Source organism: Sporosarcina sp. FSL K6-3457 (assembly GCF_038007285.1).
Classification (GTDB): Bacteria; Bacillota; Bacilli; order Bacillales_A; family Planococcaceae; genus Sporosarcina.
On record NZ_JBBOWX010000001.1, the window covers coordinates 1,609,984 to 1,628,336 of the forward strand.

An 18,353-nucleotide genomic window follows, 5' to 3' on the forward strand; every position below is an offset into this window, starting at 1 on the left:
CGGGGTGGTAAGTGCCTTATCACCTATGGGGCGGCGTATTTATATGTCGGCCCTATGATTTTGAAATTAGGAGGAAATTATTCATGACTAACGGTGGAAAAATTACAGTAACTAACGGTGTACTAAATGTTCCAGATCACGCAACAATTCCTTTCATTATCGGTGACGGTACTGGTCCGGATATTTGGCATGCAGCATCACGTGTACTTGAAGCGGCTGTAGACAAAGCATACGATGGCAAGAAGAAACTTGTTTGGAAAGAAGTTCTTGCGGGAGAGAAAGCATTCAACGAAACGGGCGAATGGCTACCACAAGAAACACTTGACACAATCGAAGAGTATTTGATCGCTATTAAAGGACCACTTACAACACCAATCGGTGGCGGTTTCCGCTCATTGAACGTGGCACTTCGTCAAGAGCTAGATCTTTACACTTGCTTACGTCCAGTTCGTTATTTTGAAGGGGTTCCTTCACCTGTTAAACGTCCAGAAGACTGCGATATGGTTATTTTCCGTGAAAACACAGAAGATATCTATGCAGGAATCGAATACAAAGAAGGCACTCCAGAAGCTAAAAAAGTTATTGATTTCCTTCAAAATGAAATGGGCGTTAAAAATATCCGCTTCCCTGAAACTTCAGGAATCGGTATCAAGCCTATTTCAGAAGACGGTACAAAACGTCTAGTGCGCGCTGCTCTTAACTACATCATCAAAGAAGGCCGCAAATCATTGACGCTTGTTCATAAAGGAAACATCATGAAATTTACTGAAGGCGCGTTTAAAAACTGGGGCTATGAAGTGGCTGAACAAGAATTCGGCGACAAAGTATTCACTTGGAACCAATATGACAAAATCCAAGAAGCTGAAGGAACAGAAGCTGCAAACAAAGCACAATCAGATGCTGAAGCAGCTGGCAAAATCATCGTTAAAGATGCAATTGCTGACATCTTCCTACAACAAATCTTGACACGTCCAAAAGAGTTCGATGTTGTTGCAACAATGAACTTGAATGGTGACTATATTTCTGATGCACTTGCTGCACAAGTTGGCGGAATCGGTATCGCACCTGGTGCGAACATTAACTACGATACGGGCCATGCAATCTTTGAAGCAACACACGGTACTGCACCGAAATATGCAGGTCTTGATAAAGTAAACCCATCTTCAGTACTTCTTTCAGGCGTTTTGATGCTTGAGCACCTTGGATGGAACGAAGCTGCTGCAATGATTACGGCTTCAATTGAACAAACAATTGCATCTAAAGTTGTTACTTACGACTTTGCACGTCTAATGGACGGTGCTACTGAAGTAAAAGCTTCAGAATTTGCAAATGAATTGATCAAAAACCTATAATTTATTACATTTGAATAAAGGGGGGATTTCCCCCCATACATATGAATAAAGATAAAAGGGGAGTTTACTCATGACAATGCAACGTAAAAAAGTCTCGGTTATCGGTTCTGGTTTCACAGGTGCGACTACGGCATTTCTTTTAGCCCAAAAAGAGCTTTGTGACGTAGTCATCGTTGATATTCCGCAAATGGAAAACCCGACAAAGGGGAAGGCGCTTGATATGCTTGAAGCTGCCCCTGTACAAGGCTTCGATGCGAACATTATTGGAACTTCAGATTACGCAGATACAAAAGACTCTGACATTGTCATCATCACGGCGGGTATTGCTCGTAAGCCAGGTATGAGCCGTGATGACCTTGTTCAAACGAACCAACAAGTTATGAAGATTGTCACAGCTGAAATCGTTAAGCATTCTCCAAACACGACGATCCTTGTGCTAACGAATCCAGTTGATGCTATGACATATACAGTGTACAAAGAATCAGGATTTCCGAAAGAGCGTGTAATCGGTCAATCAGGTGTTCTTGACACGGCACGTTTCCGTACGTTTGTCGCACAGGAATTGAACTTGTCTGTAAAAGATGTGACTGGTTTCGTGCTTGGTGGACATGGTGATGATATGGTTCCGCTTATACGTTATTCCTACGCGGGTGGTATTCCACTCGAAACATTGATTTCTGCTGAACGTCTTGAAGAAATTGTAGATCGTACACGCAAAGGTGGAGCAGAAATCGTTAATCTTCTTGGTAATGGTTCGGCTTACTATGCACCAGCAGCATCACTTGTTGAAATGGCTGAAGCGATTTTAAAAGACCAGAAGCGTGTATTACCATCAATTGCATACCTGGAAGGTGAATATGGCCTTGATGGTATTTATATTGGTGTCCCAACGGTTCTTGGTGCTGGTGGAATTGAAAAAATTATCGAACTAGAATTGACTGAAGATGAGAAAGCGGCATTAGCGAAATCTGCTGAGTCAGTGAAAGCAGTTATGAACGTTTTAGTATAATTCCTAATTGAAATCGGGTAGCAGATGCTACTCGATTTTTTTAAACATTATTGATAGACTTACACTATATGAGGAAATCCAAAGGAGTGAGTCAGTTGATACTTGGAAAAAAACGACGTTTAGGAAGAAAAATCGAGGAAATTAATGTTGGAGAAAAACTAAAGTTGACAGAAAAAGTAGAAGACAAGGACCTATTACTCTATCTCGGTTTGACAAATGACAGTAACCCACTTTATATACAGCATGATTACGCTTCACAGACTACTTTCGAAAAGCCAATTGTACCGACAATTATGCTGACTGGAATCGTGACGTCGGCCGTATCAAAATATTTACCCGGACCTGGTTCACATGTTGTGGAACAGCGTCTATCCTTCCCGAAACCTGTTTATCACTATTCTACTATTGATTTTATATTTGAAGTGACTAGTGTCACTCAAGAAGATAATCGTATTGATATTTCAATAGAAGCTTGTGATGAGCAGCAAGAAATTGTGATTTCAGGAGTCGTAACCGTTCTACCGCCGAAAGTGGAAGAACGTTTGACTTCACAAGCAATGGATAATTTTTGATGGGAGAACTGATGCAAACGATGTCTAAACAAAAGAAAATTTTAATTGTCGATGACGAACAGTCGATTCGTACACTTCTTGAATATAATTTGAAGCAAGCACAGTATGAGACGGTTTCTGTCGCTGATGGCGAAGAAGCTGTTCAAAAGGCAGAATCGGAAAAGCCAGATTTGATTTTACTTGATTTGATGCTTCCTAAAATGGACGGTATCGATGTTTGTAAAACATTAAGGCAGCGCGGTATCGATATCCCTATCATCATGCTGACAGCAAAAGGGGACGAGCTCGACAAAGTCTTAGGCCTTGAAATTGGTGCCGATGATTATATGACCAAACCGTTTAGCCCGCGTGAAGTCGTAGCACGTGTGAAAGCCGTGTTAAGGCGTAGTGGAGATTCTGTGGAACGCAATGAAGGCAATGGCATGATTAGTTCAGGCGCATTGACGGTCCATCCTGAACAATACGGTGCGTATCTTGATGAAGTAGAACTCGAATTCACGCCAAAGGAATTCGAATTACTCGTTTATTTTATGCAGAACAAAAACCGGGTGCTGTCGCGTGATCAACTACTGAGTGCGGTGTGGAACTATGACTTTGCAGGTGACACACGTATTGTCGATGTCCATGTGAGTCATTTGCGTGAGAAAATTGAAGAAAACACTAAAAAACCAACCTTCATTAAGACAGTAAGAGGAATTGGTTATAAATTTGAGGAGCAGAAAGTTTGATGAAAAGTCTCTATTCGCGTCTTGTTATCGCTTGTGCTATTCTTCTTTCTGTATTATTAACTGGCCTTGGCATCGTTCTAGGTCAGTTTTTCCCATTATTTTCGGAAAATAGTAATCTTATATTACAACGACAATATTGGTTTTTTCTGATTTTGACGTTAGTAATTGCTTTTGTTTTATCTTTACTCATAGCGACAAGAATGATGATCCAATATGCTCGTCCAATCGATGAAATGACCAAAATAACCTCTCGAATTGCACATGGAGATTATTTAGCAAGGATACAGACGAGTGAATCGGAGTATGACAATGATTTAGCAAAGGGCATTAACAAAATAGCAAGCAATTTGCAGGAAATGTCCACAATGCAAATCATGGAAAAAGAGCGCTTGAAAACATTGATTGAAAGTATGGGAAGTGGTCTTCTCATGTTTGGTCGTGGAGGAACGGTTAATCTACTCAATGAAGTATTTAAAACAACATTTGGATTATCGGAAAATGAGGTTGTTGGCAAGACTTTTAAAGATATTGGCTTACCGATTGCGATTGAAAATTTGATTGAAGATGTTTTTATGACAGAGCAAGTGCGTGCTGAACAGGTGCGGATTGATATAAGTGACCACCCGTCTTATATGAGTGTGCACGGTGCACCTGTTATTGGGCGCCATGGAAATTGGCTAGGGATTGTGGTGGTTATCCATGATATTACGGAGCTTATACGACTTGAAGAGGTGAGGAAAGACTTCGTAGCCAATGTTTCCCACGAATTACGCACACCTATTACATCCATTAAAGGTTTTACAGAAACATTATTAGATGGTGCAATGCATGAGCCTGCTATTATGAAAGAATTTCTCGGGATTATTCAGAAGGAAAGTGACCGTTTACATTTGCTCATTGATGATTTACTAGAATTATCGGGCATGGAAAGGGAAGGCTTTTCGCTGATGTATTCGCCTGTTAATGTGAAGGACATGATAGGAGATGCGATGGATGTCGTTTCTAGAAGCATGGAACGTAAGAAGATGAATATCGTAGCCGAGATACCTGAAGGCTTGATCATTGATGCTGATGCCGATCGCTTGATGCAAGTGATGGTTAATCTGTTATCGAATGCTATTAATTATTCCAAAGAAGAGACGACAGTGACAGTTGCGGTTACACATGATATGAATGAAGCTGTAATAACGATTCGCGATCAAGGGATTGGCATTGAGCAATCAGAATTACCACGGTTATTCGAGCGGTTTTATCGTGTGGATCGTGCGAGAAGCCGTGATTCAGGTGGAACAGGTTTGGGTCTCGCGATTGTCAAACACCTTGTGGAAATTCATGGAGGCTGTGTTGAAGTGGATAGTACGATTGGTGTGGGGACTACATTTTGTGTTCATTTGCCTATATTACACAACAAGTGAACGGTCCAACTTATTGGACCGTTTTTTCACGTTATATGAAACTTCCTGCAAACTAATCCGTAAACATAGATATACATACAAGAGGAGGAGAGTTTTACATGGGGACTAAACGAATTTTAATGACACTTGGTATGGCGATAGCTGGTGTGCTGCTAGTCATCATTGCTTTTACAACCTGGTATACCGTTGATGAATCAGAACAGGCTATGGTTGTTACTTTTGGGAAGGCGGGTGCACCCGTAACGGATTCTGGACTACATTTTAAACTGCCGTGGCCGATTCAAAGTGCTGAAATCTTGTCGAAAGAGACATTTAGTTTGCAGTTTGGATTTAAGCAAGATAAGGGTGGCGAACTCGTTTCGTATGATAAAGAAACGAAAATGATTACGGGGGATGAATATATTGTTCTAGCAGACTTAAATGTTCAATGGAAAATTATTGAGCCCCAGAAGTATTTATTTAATGCAACAAATCCGGAAGAGATTTTACATGATGCCACTTCAGCATCCATTCGTTCTATCATAGGTAGTTCCCAAATAGATGCCGCGTTAACAGATGGTAAGGCGGAAATTGAAGCACAAACAAGGGAGTTATTAACGGCACTGATTGATAAATATGATATTGGAATCGGCATACAAGGTGTTCAGTTACAGGATGTTGAGCTGCCAAATGCGGAAGTTCGTGCTGCATTTACTGCGGTGACAGATGCACGTGAAACGAAAGAATCCAAAAAAAATGAAGCGCAAAAATATGTCAATCAGAAGATGAGTGAGGCAAAAGGGGAAGTTGAAGCGATTAAATCGGTGGCAGTTGGACAAAAAACGGCCCGTATTGAACAGGCAATTGGGGATGTAGCACTGTTTAAGGATCTCCATGCTGAATATGCCACAAATAAAGAGATTACGCGTCAGCGTCTAATCCTTGAGACACTTGAGCAAGTGTTGCCAAAAACTAAAATTTACATTATGAATGATCAGGGAGAAACGGTGAAATATTTACCACTACAGCAATTGGAAAACCAGACACCTCCAGTAACAGAGCCGAAAACAGAAGGAGGGAGTAACTAATGGCTAATGATAAAAACCCATTTAAAAGTATAGAAGAAAAGTTTCAGGAAAAATATCGTACGAAACAAGCGCAAGGTGAATCGAAAGTAGCGGGTACTATTCCGCCGACCAAAAAGCCCATTGAAGTAAAGAAATATGCTAAACTGGCACTTATTTTAACAGCTATCTTTGTCGTTGCAGTTATTTTGGTTGCCAATATGTTCATTGTGAAAGAAAATGAGTACCGTATCGTTCGGCAGTTCGGTGAAATTACACGTATTGTAGAAGAGCCAGGCATCAATATGAAGATTCCATTTATCCAAAGCGTGACATCTCTTCCTAAAAATCAAATGGTGTACAATGTCTCCGAATCGGAAATTAATACAAAGGATAAGAAACGGATTATTATTGATAACTATGCCATCTGGAAAATTACCGACGCTAGAAAGATGATTTCCAACGCCCGTAATATTGTTAACGCAGAGCAGCGCATGGGGGAATTTATCTACTCGGTCGTTTTGTCGGAGTTAGGGCAGTTAACCTATGTAGAAGTCATTAACGATGATAAAGGTGAAGATAATAAATCTTCTCGTGGTGACTTAAATGATCGTGTTACAGAACGTGTGAACGAATTGTTAAATGAGGGGAATTTCGGGATTGAAGTTGTCGATGTTCGCATGAAACGAATTGATCTGCCGCAAGAAAACGAACAATCCATTTATACACGAATGATTTCAGAGCGTCAATCGATTGCGCAAACGTATCTTTCAGAAGGGGATGCAGAAAAGCTTTCGAAACAAGCGGATACGGATCGCGAAGTGACTCAAATGTTAGCAACAGCTAACAAAGATGCGGCTCTTATTCATGCAGAGGGGGAAGCGGAAGCTGCTAAAATCTATAATGATGCATTTTCCAAAGACCCTGAGTTTTACAATCTATACCGCACACTGCAGTCATATAGTAAAACAATTGGTGAAGATACAATGATTATTTTGCCAGCTGATTCACCGTATGCGAAAGTATTGACGGGATATTTTGAGTAAATACGAATAGAATAGCCACAAGAACTGCGTCATTTTCACTCACATGGTAAGATGGGTGAAGATGACGTTTTAATTTTAATCAGCAAAAAAAACTGCTGATTAAAATTAAAGCCTCCGGCGGATGCCACAGATTTTTTTAAGGAGTTTATCGAGCAAGCTCGATAAAAATCTGGGCGCAAATACTCCGAGGCGTATTTGATTAGGAATAGGAGATGGACGTACATGACGACAAAGAAAATTGTACTATTGGACGGTAACAGTTTGGCTTATCGCGCCTTTTTTGCCTTGCCTTTATTAACAAATGATAACGGAATCCATACGAACGCGGTATACGGTTTTACGATGATGCTACAAAACATTCTAGCAGATGAAAAGCCAACCCATATACTAGTGGCATGGGATGCGGGGAAAACGACATTTAGGCATACAACATATGGGGAATATAAGGGAGGACGTCAGAAGACGCCGCCTGAATTATCCGAGCAGTTCCCTTATTTACGTAAGCTGTTGGATGCGTATCAGATTCCGCAATATGAATTAGACCAGTATGAGGCAGATGACATCATCGGTACGTTGAGTAAAACGGGCGACGCAGATCAAGCGGAAGTTGTAGTCATTTCGGGTGATAAGGACTTGACGCAACTGGCGAGTGGTCATACGACGGTGTATATCACTCGTAAAGGGATGACGGATATTGAGAAATATACACCTGAACATGTACGGGAGAAATACGGCATTGAGCCGCATCAAATCATTGATATGAAAGGGTTGATGGGTGATGCATCCGACAATATTCCAGGTGTTCCAGGTGTAGGTGAGAAGACAGCTCTTAAGCTGTTAATCGAATACGGTTCGATTGAAAATGTCTACCAATCGCTCGATAAAATTACGGCCAAAAAGTTGAATGAGAATTTGACGAATAATGAAGCGCAGGCATTTATGAGCAAAATGCTGGCAACGATTGAAGTCGAGGCACCTATTACCGTTACGTTAGATGATTTGGCGTATGGCGGACCTGATATGGATGAAGTAGCTGCCATTTACCAAGAACTAAAATTCAAAACACTGTTAGAAAAAATCGCACCACAAGCGGCGGAAGAACCACAAGTTGCGATTGACGTGACAATCGTCAGTGACTTGACGCAAGCAGATTTGACAGATGACATGGTTGTCCATATTGAAATGATGGATGAAAACTACTTAACAGCAGATATTCTTGGGATTAGCCTAGCTGATGCAATGGGTACGCAGTTTGTCCCGTTACATGTTGCTAAGGAGTCCGCTGCGTTCCAAGCGTGGTTAAAAGATCCGGCTAAGAAGAAATATGCATCAGACTCAAAAGCGGCCATTGCGGCACTTGCTCGTGAAGGGCTGGAAGCAGACGGGTTTGAATTCGACTTTCTGTTAGCGACATATATTGTCAATCCGTCGACGACGTATACAGATGTAGCCTCAATTGCACGTGAGTTTGGTTATATGGATGTCCAGCAGGATGAAGTGGTCTATGGCAAAGGTGCTAAGAAAGCAGTACCAACCGAAGAAGTTATCGCAGAACATGCTAGCCGCAAAGCACAAGCGATTTGGCAGCTCCGTCCGGTGATCGAAGAAAAATTGAAAGAAAACGACCAATACGATTTGTACCACGAACTCGAATTACCGCTTGCCAAAATTCTGAGTAAAATGGAATCCACGGGCGTGAAGACTGACTTAGCAACACTGCAAGAAATCGGCGTTGGTTTGACTGCTAAGCTAAAGGAACTGGAAGCAGCTATTTACGAAGCGGCTGGTGACAAGTTCAACATTAATTCACCGAAACAGCTTGGTGTTATTCTGTTTGAAAAAATAGGGCTCACGCCAATTAAAAAGACCAAAACGGGGTATTCAACGGCGGCAGACGTCTTGGAAAAGCTCGAAGGCGAACATGAAATCATTAGTTTGATTTTAACGTATCGTCAATTAGGTAAATTGAATTCAACATATATTGAAGGGTTATCGAAAGAAATTCATGAGGATGGGAAGATCCATACGCGCTTCCAGCAAGCACTGACAACAACAGGCCGCCTTAGCTCCATTAACCCGAACTTGCAAAACATTCCTGTTCGTTTGGAAGAGGGCAGGAAAATTCGGGCAGCATTTGTGCCATCAGAACCCGGTTGGTATTTATTTGCAGCGGATTATTCTCAAATTGAGTTGCGTGTACTTGCCCATATGTCGCAGGACGCGAAGATGATTGAAGCATTTCGCGTAGGTATGGATATTCATACGCAAACAGCAATGGATGTGTTTGGAGTCGAAAAGGAATCGGTCACTTCCGATATGCGCCGTGCTGCAAAAGCAGTTAACTTTGGAATTGTTTATGGTATTAGTGATTATGGCTTGTCTCAGAACTTGGATATTACCCGAAAAGATGCGGCTAAATTCATTGATACCTATCTGGGTAGCTTCCCAGGTGTCAAACAGTACATGGCTGATATCGTTACGGATGCAAAGCAGAAAGGCTATGTGACGACACTTATGAATCGTCGGCGCTATTTACCGGAAATCACGAGCTCAAATTTCAACTTGCGTAGCTTCGCAGAACGAACAGCTATGAACACGCCTATCCAAGGAAGTGCCGCAGATATTATTAAGAAAGCCATGATAGATATGGCGAAAAGACTTGAGGAGGAAGGGTTGCAGACGCGCATGCTCCTGCAAGTACATGATGAATTGATTTTTGAAGCGCCAGAAGATGAAATTGAAAAACTAAAAGAAATTGTACCGGAAGTGATGGAATCTGCACTTGCACTCGACGTGCCACTAAAAGTCGATTGGGCATTTGGATTGTCTTGGTACGAAACAAAGTGAGGGAAAGATATGCCAGAATTACCAGAAGTAGAAGGGGTTGTCCGTGCGCTTGCACCTATCGCAACAGGCAGGACAATCTGTGAAGTAACCGTTTCGGATACCGTAATACAGTCTAAGCAACTCGGTAAAGAAGCGGTGCTGAAAGGAATCACAACAGAAGATTTTGCAATCGATTTGGTAGGCATGACGATTGTCAATGTCACGCGCCGTAGTAAATACATTTACTTTCACCTGATAAAAGACGGTAATACCTGTCTTCTCGTCAGTCATTTGGGAATGTCGGGCGCATGGTTCATGGTCAACTCCGTTGAAGACATTACGGAAACTAAATTTCGCAAGCATGTTCATGTTATTTTGACGATGGATGACGGGGGATTGCTTGTTTATTCCGATATACGAAGATTTGGCGAGCTCAGGCTTATCGGTTGTGAGGCAGATCACCCGCCTCTATTAAAAATGGCGCCTGAGCCGTTTGCGGAAGAGGCCTGTCAGCACTTTTTAGACATGGCCGCTACATCAAAGTATGCGCGCAAGGCGATTAAAGACGTCATCATGGATGGGCATGTGATTTCAGGTTGCGGCAATATTTATGCGACAGAAGCGTTATTCAAGATGAATATGCATCCTGCAAGAACAGCTGAACGGGTTAGTTTGGCCCGGAAAAAAGAGTTGTTCCAAGTAATTGTGGATGTACTACTAGAGGGCATTGATGCGGGTGGTAGTTCGATTTCGGATTATCGCAATATTGATGGACAGGCAGGGACGATGCAAGACCGCCTGAAAATGTATGGTCGGAAAGTATGCTTACTATGTGGTACGGCAACAGCGAGCTTGAAAATTGCTGGCAGGACATCGGTTTATTGTCCAACGTGTCAGAAGTGAGGAGACAATCAACATGATTATTGGTTTGACAGGTAGTATTGCCAGTGGGAAAAGCACGGTATCTGCCATGCTACGAAAAAAAGGATTTCCAATTGTGGATGCGGACGAAATTGCCAGGCTTGTTGTTAAGCCTGGCAGTCCTGTTTTACTTGAAATCAGTCGCCAGTTCGGGGTGGACATTATTAAAGAGGATGGCTCACTAAACCGTGAGAAACTAGGTGGACGCATCTTTGGCGATGCTGAGGAGCGGGAAAAGTTGAACGGTATTATCCATCCAGCTATACGACAAGAAATGCTAAGACAAAAGGAAGAGTGGTTATTACGTGGGGCAAGCACAGTCATTATGGATATCCCATTGTTGTTTGAAAGTAAGCTCCAATCCTTCGTCGATAAAATCATTGTAGTATCTGTTACACCAGAAGTCCAAAAAACACGGCTTATTGCTCGAAATGTGTTATCGCAAGAAGAAGCTGAGGCGCGAATTGGCTCGCAGCTGCCTATGGAGGTTAAGGAGCAGTGTGCTGACGCTGTTTTATCGAATAATGGAACGGAAGAAGAAACAGAGAAACAGCTCGAAAATGTACTAATGGAGTGGCAAGTTAATCCTTGATCTGTATTCTGAAGAATGGAAAAAGAGTAATGTGCTCACAAAATCTTTTCTTTTGCATTTAATGTGTTATACTAATTAGCGAATGGCAACTAAAAAGTATAACATACATGCGGGGGGACTGGTTTTTTATGACTACTTCTATAGCGATTAACGGGTTTGGACGGATTGGACGGATGGTTTTCCGCCAAATGATCACCGAGGAAGATGTTACAATCGTAGCGGTGAACGCGATGTATGCACCAGAAACTCTTGCCCATCTACTAAAATATGATACGAATCATGGACCATTTGATGGTGAAATTATTGCTGAGGAACATGCACTTGTTGTCAATGGAAAGCGTGTTTTCATCGTCTCAGATCGTAATCCAGCCAACCTACCTTGGAAAGAACTCGGTGTTGATATTGTGATTGAAGCGACAGGTAAATTTAATGCCCGTGACAAAGCTGCACTTCATCTTGAAGCTGGTGCTAAAAAGGTTATTATTTCCGCACCAGGTACTAATGAAGATGTAACCATCGTTTTAGGTGTGAATGATGACAAACTTAATATTGAAAAACATGCTATTATTTCGAATGCAAGTTGTACAACAAATTGCCTAGCGCCAGTAGCTAAAGTATTGAATGATGCATTTGGAATTGAAAACGGCTTGATGACGACTGTTCATGCGTTTACGAATGACCAGAAAAACTTGGACAATCCGCATAAGGACTTACGTCGTGCGCGTGCTTGTGCGCAGTCAATTATTCCAACTTCGACAGGCGCAGCGAAAGCGCTGTCATTGGTGCTCCCGGAGCTGGAAGGGAAAATTCATGGCTTAGCCTTGCGAGTGCCAACACCGAATGTGTCACTTGTTGACCTTGTTGTAGACGTTGAGAAAGATGTAACCGTCGACATGGTGAATGAGGCATTCCAGCAAGCGTCTGTTGGGGCAATGGCAGGCATCCTCCGTTTTACGACAGAACCGCTTGTATCTATTGATTTCAATACAACAACGGACTCCGCAATTATCGACGGCCTATCAACGATCGTCATGGGTAATCGGAAAATAAAAGTATTGGCTTGGTATGACAATGAGTGGGGGTACTCCGCCCGTGTAGTTGATCTAACAAAGAAAGTTGCTAAGGCATTGAAAACAGTCGTTAACGCATAAGAAGAAATCCGCCATCTACTGAAGATGGTGGATTTTTTTCTACATTGCACTGTTTTTCGATGTTCTTCGCGATGTTCTGTTATAATTAAGAATATATCTATGGAAAAGCGGAGGATACCATTATGAAATGTCCAGCTTGCCAGTACAATGGCACCCGGGTCATCGATTCCAGGCCAGCCGAAGAGAATCGATCGATTCGGCGTCGCAGGGAATGTGAGCAATGTGCGTTCCGATTTACGACATTTGAAAAAGTGGAGGAAACACCACTAATTGTCGTTAAGAAGGATGGATCACGGGAAGAATATAGCGGAGAAAAAGTATTAAGAGGCTTGATTCGTGCATGTGAAAAACGCCCAGTCTCTCTTGAGGATTTAAAGACAATTGTTTATTCAATTGAAAAAGACTTGAGAAGTGCAGGCGTTGTGGAGATCAATTCTGACGAAGTCGGAGAAATGGTCATGAAATTATTAGCAGATGTTGATGAGGTGGCGTATGTGCGATTTGCATCCGTGTATCGTGAATATAAAGATGTGACGGTTTTCATCGAAGAGCTACAAAATTTACAACAACGTTCGAAAAAATAATATGATTTGGAAAGGCTAGAGGAAGGAGGAGTTCTGATGGCGCCCCTCTACAAAGAACTACAGGCTGTTGATGCGTACACTATCAGGTTGGCACATCCATTTTCGGATTATGATCGTCAGTTGTTGACGTTGTTTTATCAGCCCTTGATCGGGCGGGATGCCATGAGTTTGTTTATGACGCTTTGGGCAGATGCGGAGCAGCAGGATAGTCCGATTTATAATCACTACCATCTGATGAATATTTTAACGCTGCCGCTAGGGCCTGTATTCGAAGCGCGGATTTCTCTTGAAGCAATCGGACTTATGCGTACATCGAGAAAGAAGAATGGGGATGCAAGGGAGTTCATATATGAACTACTACCTCCTCTGGACGCTAAAGCTTTTTTTGCAGACCCATTACTGTCGACATTTCTTTTTAGCAAAATTGGGGAGCAAGCGTATCGGAATTTACGTGCACGATTTATGTTAGATGTGAAGTATGATAGTGATTTTGAGGACGTTTCTAGAACGTTTTTGGATGTGTATACTCCTATTCACCAAGGGACTGGCATGGATAAAGATGAGGCTATTGATTTTAAAGGGCGTAATGAGTTGATGGGTGTTCCATTTGTGCAGTCGGATTTTGATTTTGATCTTTTGCAATCTGGTTTATCTGAACAAATGGTCCCGCAAGCTTCGTTAGCTTCTGTTTCTAGGTCGATGATTGCGAAACTGGCGTCTTTGTATAACTTGAACCCACTCGATATGCAAAAAGTGGTGATGATAGCACTTGATGAGGATCTTAAATTACCGGAAGAGCGATTGCGCAAAGCTGCCGCTGAATTTTATAAGATGAATGTCACAAAAAAACCGCCCCAATTGCAAAAAGTCTTTAAACAGGAGCCACCTAGACAGCAGGTTGAACTAAAATCGCGGGATGCTGAAAATGCTCATTATCTTGAGCATACGTCGCCGATTGATATACTGCGTGAATTGAGGGGGGGCAAGGAGCCATTATCTGTGGATGTTGAGTTAGCTGAAGGGTTAGTCCACACATATGAGCTGTCCTACGGCGTTGTCAATGCGTTGCTACAATATGTCTATCTTCGTAATGATGGGAAATTGACGAATAAGTATGTAGAGCGAATTGCTTCCCATTGGGCAAATAAGAAAATTGAGACGGCAGAAGCGGCGATAGAGATGGCGCGACAAGAGCATGATAAGTATATGAAGTGGAAAAATGAAGGACAGAAACCAGCTACGAATCGAAAGCCTACACGGGAAGAGAAAGTGCCAGCCTGGTTTACTAAAAAAGAAGAGGCAACGCCGAAAAAAACGACTCAGCAATCGGGTGATATCGCTGAGGAACGTCGTCAATTATTGAAGGAGCTAGGCGTAACAGGAGACGAGGTGGAGTGAAATGGAACGAATCGGAGATACGATGAAACGTGTTGTGAAAGCACCGACATTTGCCGCACGTTATGAGGAATTGCGCAATGAGGTGATGGAAAGTCCAGGCGTCCAGCAATTTCTCGCGGATCATGCAGCTGATGTTGATAAAAATGTTGTTGACCGTAGTTTAACGAAATTATACGATTATGCGTCAGCCTCACATGATTGTGAGAAATGCCCTAATCTTGGAGGCTGTGTCAATTTACTGAAAGGGTTTGAACCGAAATTAGTGCTCACGCGAGGACTGATTGACGTAGAGTATGTAAAATGTAAGAGTAAATTGGTGGATGAAAATAATCGTAATGTTGCTCGAATGATTGACAGTTATTATATGCCGAAGGATGTCATGGAGGCAAAACTGCAAAATATTGATATGTTTTTTGACGATAGTAGAGTAAGAATTGTCCGTGTAGCCAAAGACTTTCTGAATGCTTTTGATGAAACTGGTGAGCTTCCGGAGAGGGGAATGTATATTTACGGTCCGTTTGGCATTGGTAAATCCTTCATTCTAGGTGCTTTAGCTAATGAATTGGCGAACCGTCGAATTCGTACAGTTGCGGTATACGTTCCCGAATTTCTACGTGAAATGAAGCAATCAATTCAAGATCAGTCACTCAATGAAAAAATTGACTTTGTAAAAAATGCACAAGTGCTCATGCTTGATGATATTGGTGCAGAAACGATGTCTGCTTGGACGCGTGATGAAGTGCTAGGTACGATTTTGCAGTTTAGAATGGCTGAAAAATTGCCGACGTTCTTCACTTCGAATTTTAGTTACGAAGAATTAGAGCACCACTTGACATATACACAGCGTGGTGAAAAGGAAGCTGTTAAGGCCGCGAGGATTATGGAAAGAATTCGTATGATCAGTAGTCCGTTACAACTTGACGGGGAAAATAGGCGTGGAAAATAAGACAGAGGCGTATGAGTAAGTCTTAATGCTTAATCATACGCCTTTTGTCATTATTCATGTAATGAGTCGATATTAAAAATTCCTTTTTCCGGGATCTAAATCATTATTGTTCCGCGTCCGATTGTTGTTTTTTTGTGTTTTCAATTGATCGACATCAAATGTAGAGCCGAATTCCCCGCGCATATCATTATTGTCAGGGTTTTGATTTTGATAGGGTTCTTGATTTTGGTTTTGTTTCCGGTTTTTGTTAGGATTTCTGTCCTTGTTATTGGGCAAAACTCATCACCTCCATGAACGTATCTTGTGCACAAAGACATTTTTTATTCCTTGGAAAACTTCAGCAGAAAAAAATGGACTTGCATTTAAAATGTAATCGGCGTATACTCGGACTTAATAAATAATCATTAAACTAAAATGCAACGAAGAGGACAACAATCGATTTGTCGACCTACAGAGAACGGGGCCATTGGCTGGAAGCCCTGACGGATAGACAATCGATTTACCACCTTGGAGCAGTGATAGTGAACATTGTTAGTAGCTATCGACGGTACCGGCCCGTTAGCCGATGTCAAGCTTCATCTTTCCGACGTTTATGTCTAGCTTCAGTGGCTAGACGCTCGGGTCATAAGCCAGCTCGGCTGTGCGGTAAAAACCACCGCTTCGCCAATCCGTCTTATGCCTGTCGCGTCTAAGCAGCCACTTCCGCTTTTCATTTTTGTGTTGGACTGAAGAAACAAGGGTGGAACCGCGAGCTAAAGCTTCGTCCCTTTCCAGGGATGGGGCTTTTTTTGTTGGAAAAAATAAAAAGGAGTGTTACTAATGGCAGATATGATTAAATTACAATTTCCGGATGGTGCAGTGAAGGAGTTCCCACAAGGAACGACAACGGAGGATGTTGCAGCATCTATTAGCACGGGACTACGAAAAAGTGCGTTGGCAGGTAAAGTCGGGGATAAGCTGGTCGATTTAAAAACACCACTAACTGAAGGCGGAGACTTTGGAATTATTACACCGCAATCAGCTGAAGCACTTGAGATTTTACGTCATAGTTCAGCGCATCTTTTAGCACAAGCTGTGAAGCGTAAATTCCCTGATGCAAAATTGGGCATTGGACCTGTTATTTCTAGCGGTTTTTATTATGATATTGATTCACCAACACCGATTACGGCAGAGGATTTGCCTGAAATCGAAAAGGAAATGCGCCGCATTATCGGTGAAAATGTTGAAGTGATTCGTCACGATGTATCACGTGAAGAGGCGGAACGGATTTTCACAGAAATCGATGACCAATACAAACTTGAACTTCTTGAAGCAATTCCGGCAGGTGAGCAAGTGTCACTTTACGAACAAGGTGATTTCATCGACCTATGTCGTGGTGTTCATGTCCCATCAACAGGGAAACTCAAAGAATTTAAATTGCTAAGTATCGCCGGTGCTTATTGGCGTGGCGATTCCAATAATAAAATGTTACAGCGTATTTATGGAACGGCCTTCTTCAAAAAAGAGGAACTAAAAGAGCATTTACGTCTGCTGGAAGAAGCGAAAGAACGTGATCATCGTAAAATCGGTAAAGAACTTGATTTGTTTATGAATTCTCAAAAAGTTGGGCAAGGTTTACCATTGTGGTTGCCGAAAGGTGCAACGATTCGCCGCGTTATTGAGCGTTATATCGTCGATAAAGAAGAGAGATTAGGTTATCAGCATGTCTATACACCGGTGCTTGGTAGCAAAGCGTTGTATGAAACATCAGGGCATTGGGGCCACTACCAAGATGGTATGTTCCCTGTCATGAGCATGGACAACGAAGAGCTAGTATTACGTCCGATGAACTGTCCGCATCATATGATGATTTACAAAAATGGTATTCACTCTTATCGTAATTTGCCAGTTCGAATTGCTGAATTAGGCACAATGCATCGTTACGAAATGTCTGGAGCACTTTCAGGTCTACAGCGTGTGCGTGGAATGACATTAAACGATGCACATATTTTTGTTCGTCCAGACCAAATTAAAGATGAATTCCGTCGGGTTGTAGAGCTGATTATTGAGGTCTATAAAGACTTTAATATTACGGATTACTCATTCCGTTTGTCTTATCGTGACCCGGCCGATACAGAAAAATATTTCGATGACGATAAAATGTGGGAGCATGCACAACGTCTATTAAAAGAAACATTGGATGAAATGGGCTTGGATTACGTTGAAGCGATTGGTGAAGCTGCATTTTATGGGCCGAAGCTAGACGTTCAAGTGAAGACGGCTATCGGTATGGAAGAAACGCTTTCTACTGCACAGCTTGATTTCCTTCAGCCAGAACGTTTTGATCTGACATATGTAGGGGAAGATGGTAAGCAGCATCGTCCAGTCGTTATTCACCGTGGTGTTGTATCTACAATGGAACGTTTTGTTGCATTCCTAATTGAAGAATATAAAGGTGCATTCCCAACTTGGTTGGCGCCTATTCAAGTAGAAGTGATTCCTGTATCACCAGATGCGCATTTTGACTATGCAGATGGCGTACGTGAAAAACTAGTTGCAGCTGGCTTCCGTGTAGATATTGATAGCCGCGAAGAAAAAATCGGCTATAAAATCCGTGAAGCACAAATGCAAAAAGTACCTTACATGCTCGTACTTGGCGACAAAGAAGTGGAAGCCGGCGAAGTAAATGTTCGTAAATACGGCGAACAGAAATCTGAAAGCATGCCGTTTGAGGAATTTATTGCGAAATTGCAAGAAGAAGTATCGCAATTTTAACGTGATATAGCAGGGA

15 protein-coding genes are annotated in these 18,353 nt (G+C 42.1%); all 15 read left to right on the top strand.

The window, feature by feature from the left end:
* Window positions 1–83: 83 nt before the first annotated feature.
* The 15 genes from icd (at window position 84) to thrS (ending at window position 18,337) form a co-directional block, all read left to right on the top strand.
* Window positions 84–1,352 (top strand): NADP-dependent isocitrate dehydrogenase, encoded by a 1,269-nt coding sequence (icd, locus tag N1I80_RS07905; RefSeq protein ID WP_203246669.1) that lies wholly within the window; start codon window positions 84–86, stop codon window positions 1,350–1,352.
* A 70-nt stretch (window positions 1,353–1,422) separates the two neighbouring features.
* Window positions 1,423–2,361 carry a malate dehydrogenase gene (mdh, locus tag N1I80_RS07910; RefSeq protein WP_340737350.1) on the top strand — a complete coding sequence of 313 codons (939 nt, stop codon included), beginning with the start codon at window positions 1,423–1,425 and terminating at the stop codon, window positions 2,359–2,361.
* Between the two features lie 95 nt (window positions 2,362–2,456).
* Window positions 2,457–2,933, top strand: a complete 477-nt coding sequence (locus tag N1I80_RS07915) for a MaoC family dehydratase (protein ID WP_340737351.1) — start codon at window positions 2,457–2,459, stop codon at window positions 2,931–2,933.
* Window positions 2,933–3,661, top strand: coding sequence for a response regulator transcription factor (locus N1I80_RS07920; RefSeq protein WP_340737352.1), 729 nt, complete (start codon window positions 2,933–2,935; stop codon window positions 3,659–3,661). Before N1I80_RS07915 ends, N1I80_RS07920 begins: the two co-directional genes overlap by 1 nt.
* Window positions 3,661–5,076 (top strand): two-component system histidine kinase PnpS, encoded by a 1,416-nt coding sequence (gene pnpS, locus N1I80_RS07925; RefSeq protein WP_340739993.1) that lies wholly within the window; start codon window positions 3,661–3,663, stop codon window positions 5,074–5,076. The genes N1I80_RS07920 and pnpS overlap by 1 nt, the downstream gene beginning before the upstream one ends.
* Window positions 5,077–5,174: 98 nt before the next feature.
* Window positions 5,175–6,143, top strand: coding sequence for an FtsH protease activity modulator HflK (gene hflK, locus N1I80_RS07930; RefSeq protein WP_340737353.1), 969 nt, complete (start codon window positions 5,175–5,177; stop codon window positions 6,141–6,143).
* A complete protein-coding gene (gene hflC / locus N1I80_RS07935) occupies window positions 6,143–7,165 on the top strand; it encodes a protease modulator HflC (RefSeq protein WP_340737354.1) in 1,023 nt (340 codons plus the stop codon). Before hflK ends, hflC begins: the two co-directional genes overlap by 1 nt.
* A gap of 222 nt (window positions 7,166–7,387) precedes the next feature.
* Window positions 7,388–10,012 (top strand): DNA polymerase I, encoded by a 2,625-nt coding sequence (polA, locus tag N1I80_RS07940; RefSeq protein WP_340737355.1) that lies wholly within the window; start codon window positions 7,388–7,390, stop codon window positions 10,010–10,012.
* Between the two features lie 9 nt (window positions 10,013–10,021).
* Window positions 10,022–10,894 carry a bifunctional DNA-formamidopyrimidine glycosylase/DNA-(apurinic or apyrimidinic site) lyase gene (gene mutM, locus N1I80_RS07945; RefSeq protein WP_340737356.1) on the top strand — a complete coding sequence of 291 codons (873 nt, stop codon included), beginning with the start codon at window positions 10,022–10,024 and terminating at the stop codon, window positions 10,892–10,894.
* 13 nt (window positions 10,895–10,907) lie between these two features.
* A complete protein-coding gene (gene coaE / locus N1I80_RS07950; protein ID WP_340737357.1) occupies window positions 10,908–11,504 on the top strand; it encodes a dephospho-CoA kinase in 597 nt (198 codons plus the stop codon).
* A gap of 128 nt (window positions 11,505–11,632) precedes the next feature.
* Window positions 11,633–12,655, top strand: a complete 1,023-nt coding sequence (locus N1I80_RS07955) for a glyceraldehyde-3-phosphate dehydrogenase (RefSeq protein ID WP_340737358.1) — start codon at window positions 11,633–11,635, stop codon at window positions 12,653–12,655.
* A gap of 122 nt (window positions 12,656–12,777) precedes the next feature.
* Window positions 12,778–13,239 carry a transcriptional regulator NrdR gene (gene nrdR, locus N1I80_RS07960; RefSeq protein ID WP_340737359.1) on the top strand — a complete coding sequence of 154 codons (462 nt, stop codon included), beginning with the start codon at window positions 12,778–12,780 and terminating at the stop codon, window positions 13,237–13,239.
* A 36-nt stretch (window positions 13,240–13,275) separates the two neighbouring features.
* The gene (locus N1I80_RS07965; protein ID WP_340737360.1) at window positions 13,276–14,637 is read left to right on the top strand and encodes a replication initiation and membrane attachment family protein; all 1,362 of its coding nucleotides are present in this window, start codon (window positions 13,276–13,278) and stop codon (window positions 14,635–14,637) included.
* 1 nt (window position 14,638) lies between these two features.
* Window positions 14,639–15,583, top strand: coding sequence for a primosomal protein DnaI (dnaI, locus tag N1I80_RS07970; RefSeq protein WP_340737361.1), 945 nt, complete (start codon window positions 14,639–14,641; stop codon window positions 15,581–15,583).
* 819 nt (window positions 15,584–16,402) lie between these two features.
* Complete coding sequence (gene thrS / locus N1I80_RS07975; protein WP_340737362.1) at window positions 16,403–18,337, top strand: threonine--tRNA ligase; 1,935 nt, start codon at window positions 16,403–16,405, stop codon at window positions 18,335–18,337.
* Window positions 18,338–18,353 lie beyond the last annotated feature (16 nt).

Bases quoted from the DNA above. Each gene is read 5' to 3' on its own strand.
- icd (WP_203246669.1), top strand. From the start codon at position 84: ATGACTAACGGTGGAAAAATTACAGTAACTAACGGTGTACTAAATGTT.
- mdh (WP_340737350.1), top strand. From the start codon at position 1,423: ATGACAATGCAACGTAAAAAAGTCTCGGTTATCGGTTCTGGTTTCACA.
- N1I80_RS07920 (WP_340737352.1), top strand. From the start codon at position 2,933: ATGGGAGAACTGATGCAAACGATGTCTAAACAAAAGAAAATTTTAATT.
- pnpS (WP_340739993.1), top strand. From the start codon at position 3,661: ATGAAAAGTCTCTATTCGCGTCTTGTTATCGCTTGTGCTATTCTTCTT.
- hflK (WP_340737353.1), top strand. From the start codon at position 5,175: ATGGGGACTAAACGAATTTTAATGACACTTGGTATGGCGATAGCTGGT.
- hflC (WP_340737354.1), top strand. From the start codon at position 6,143: ATGGCTAATGATAAAAACCCATTTAAAAGTATAGAAGAAAAGTTTCAG.
- polA (WP_340737355.1), top strand. From the start codon at position 7,388: ATGACGACAAAGAAAATTGTACTATTGGACGGTAACAGTTTGGCTTAT.
- mutM (WP_340737356.1), top strand. From the start codon at position 10,022: ATGCCAGAATTACCAGAAGTAGAAGGGGTTGTCCGTGCGCTTGCACCT.
- coaE (WP_340737357.1), top strand. From the start codon at position 10,908: ATGATTATTGGTTTGACAGGTAGTATTGCCAGTGGGAAAAGCACGGTA.
- N1I80_RS07955 (WP_340737358.1), top strand. From the start codon at position 11,633: ATGACTACTTCTATAGCGATTAACGGGTTTGGACGGATTGGACGGATG.
- nrdR (WP_340737359.1), top strand. From the start codon at position 12,778: ATGAAATGTCCAGCTTGCCAGTACAATGGCACCCGGGTCATCGATTCC.
- N1I80_RS07965 (WP_340737360.1), top strand. From the start codon at position 13,276: ATGGCGCCCCTCTACAAAGAACTACAGGCTGTTGATGCGTACACTATC.
- dnaI (WP_340737361.1), top strand. From the start codon at position 14,639: ATGGAACGAATCGGAGATACGATGAAACGTGTTGTGAAAGCACCGACA.
- thrS (WP_340737362.1), top strand. From the start codon at position 16,403: ATGGCAGATATGATTAAATTACAATTTCCGGATGGTGCAGTGAAGGAG.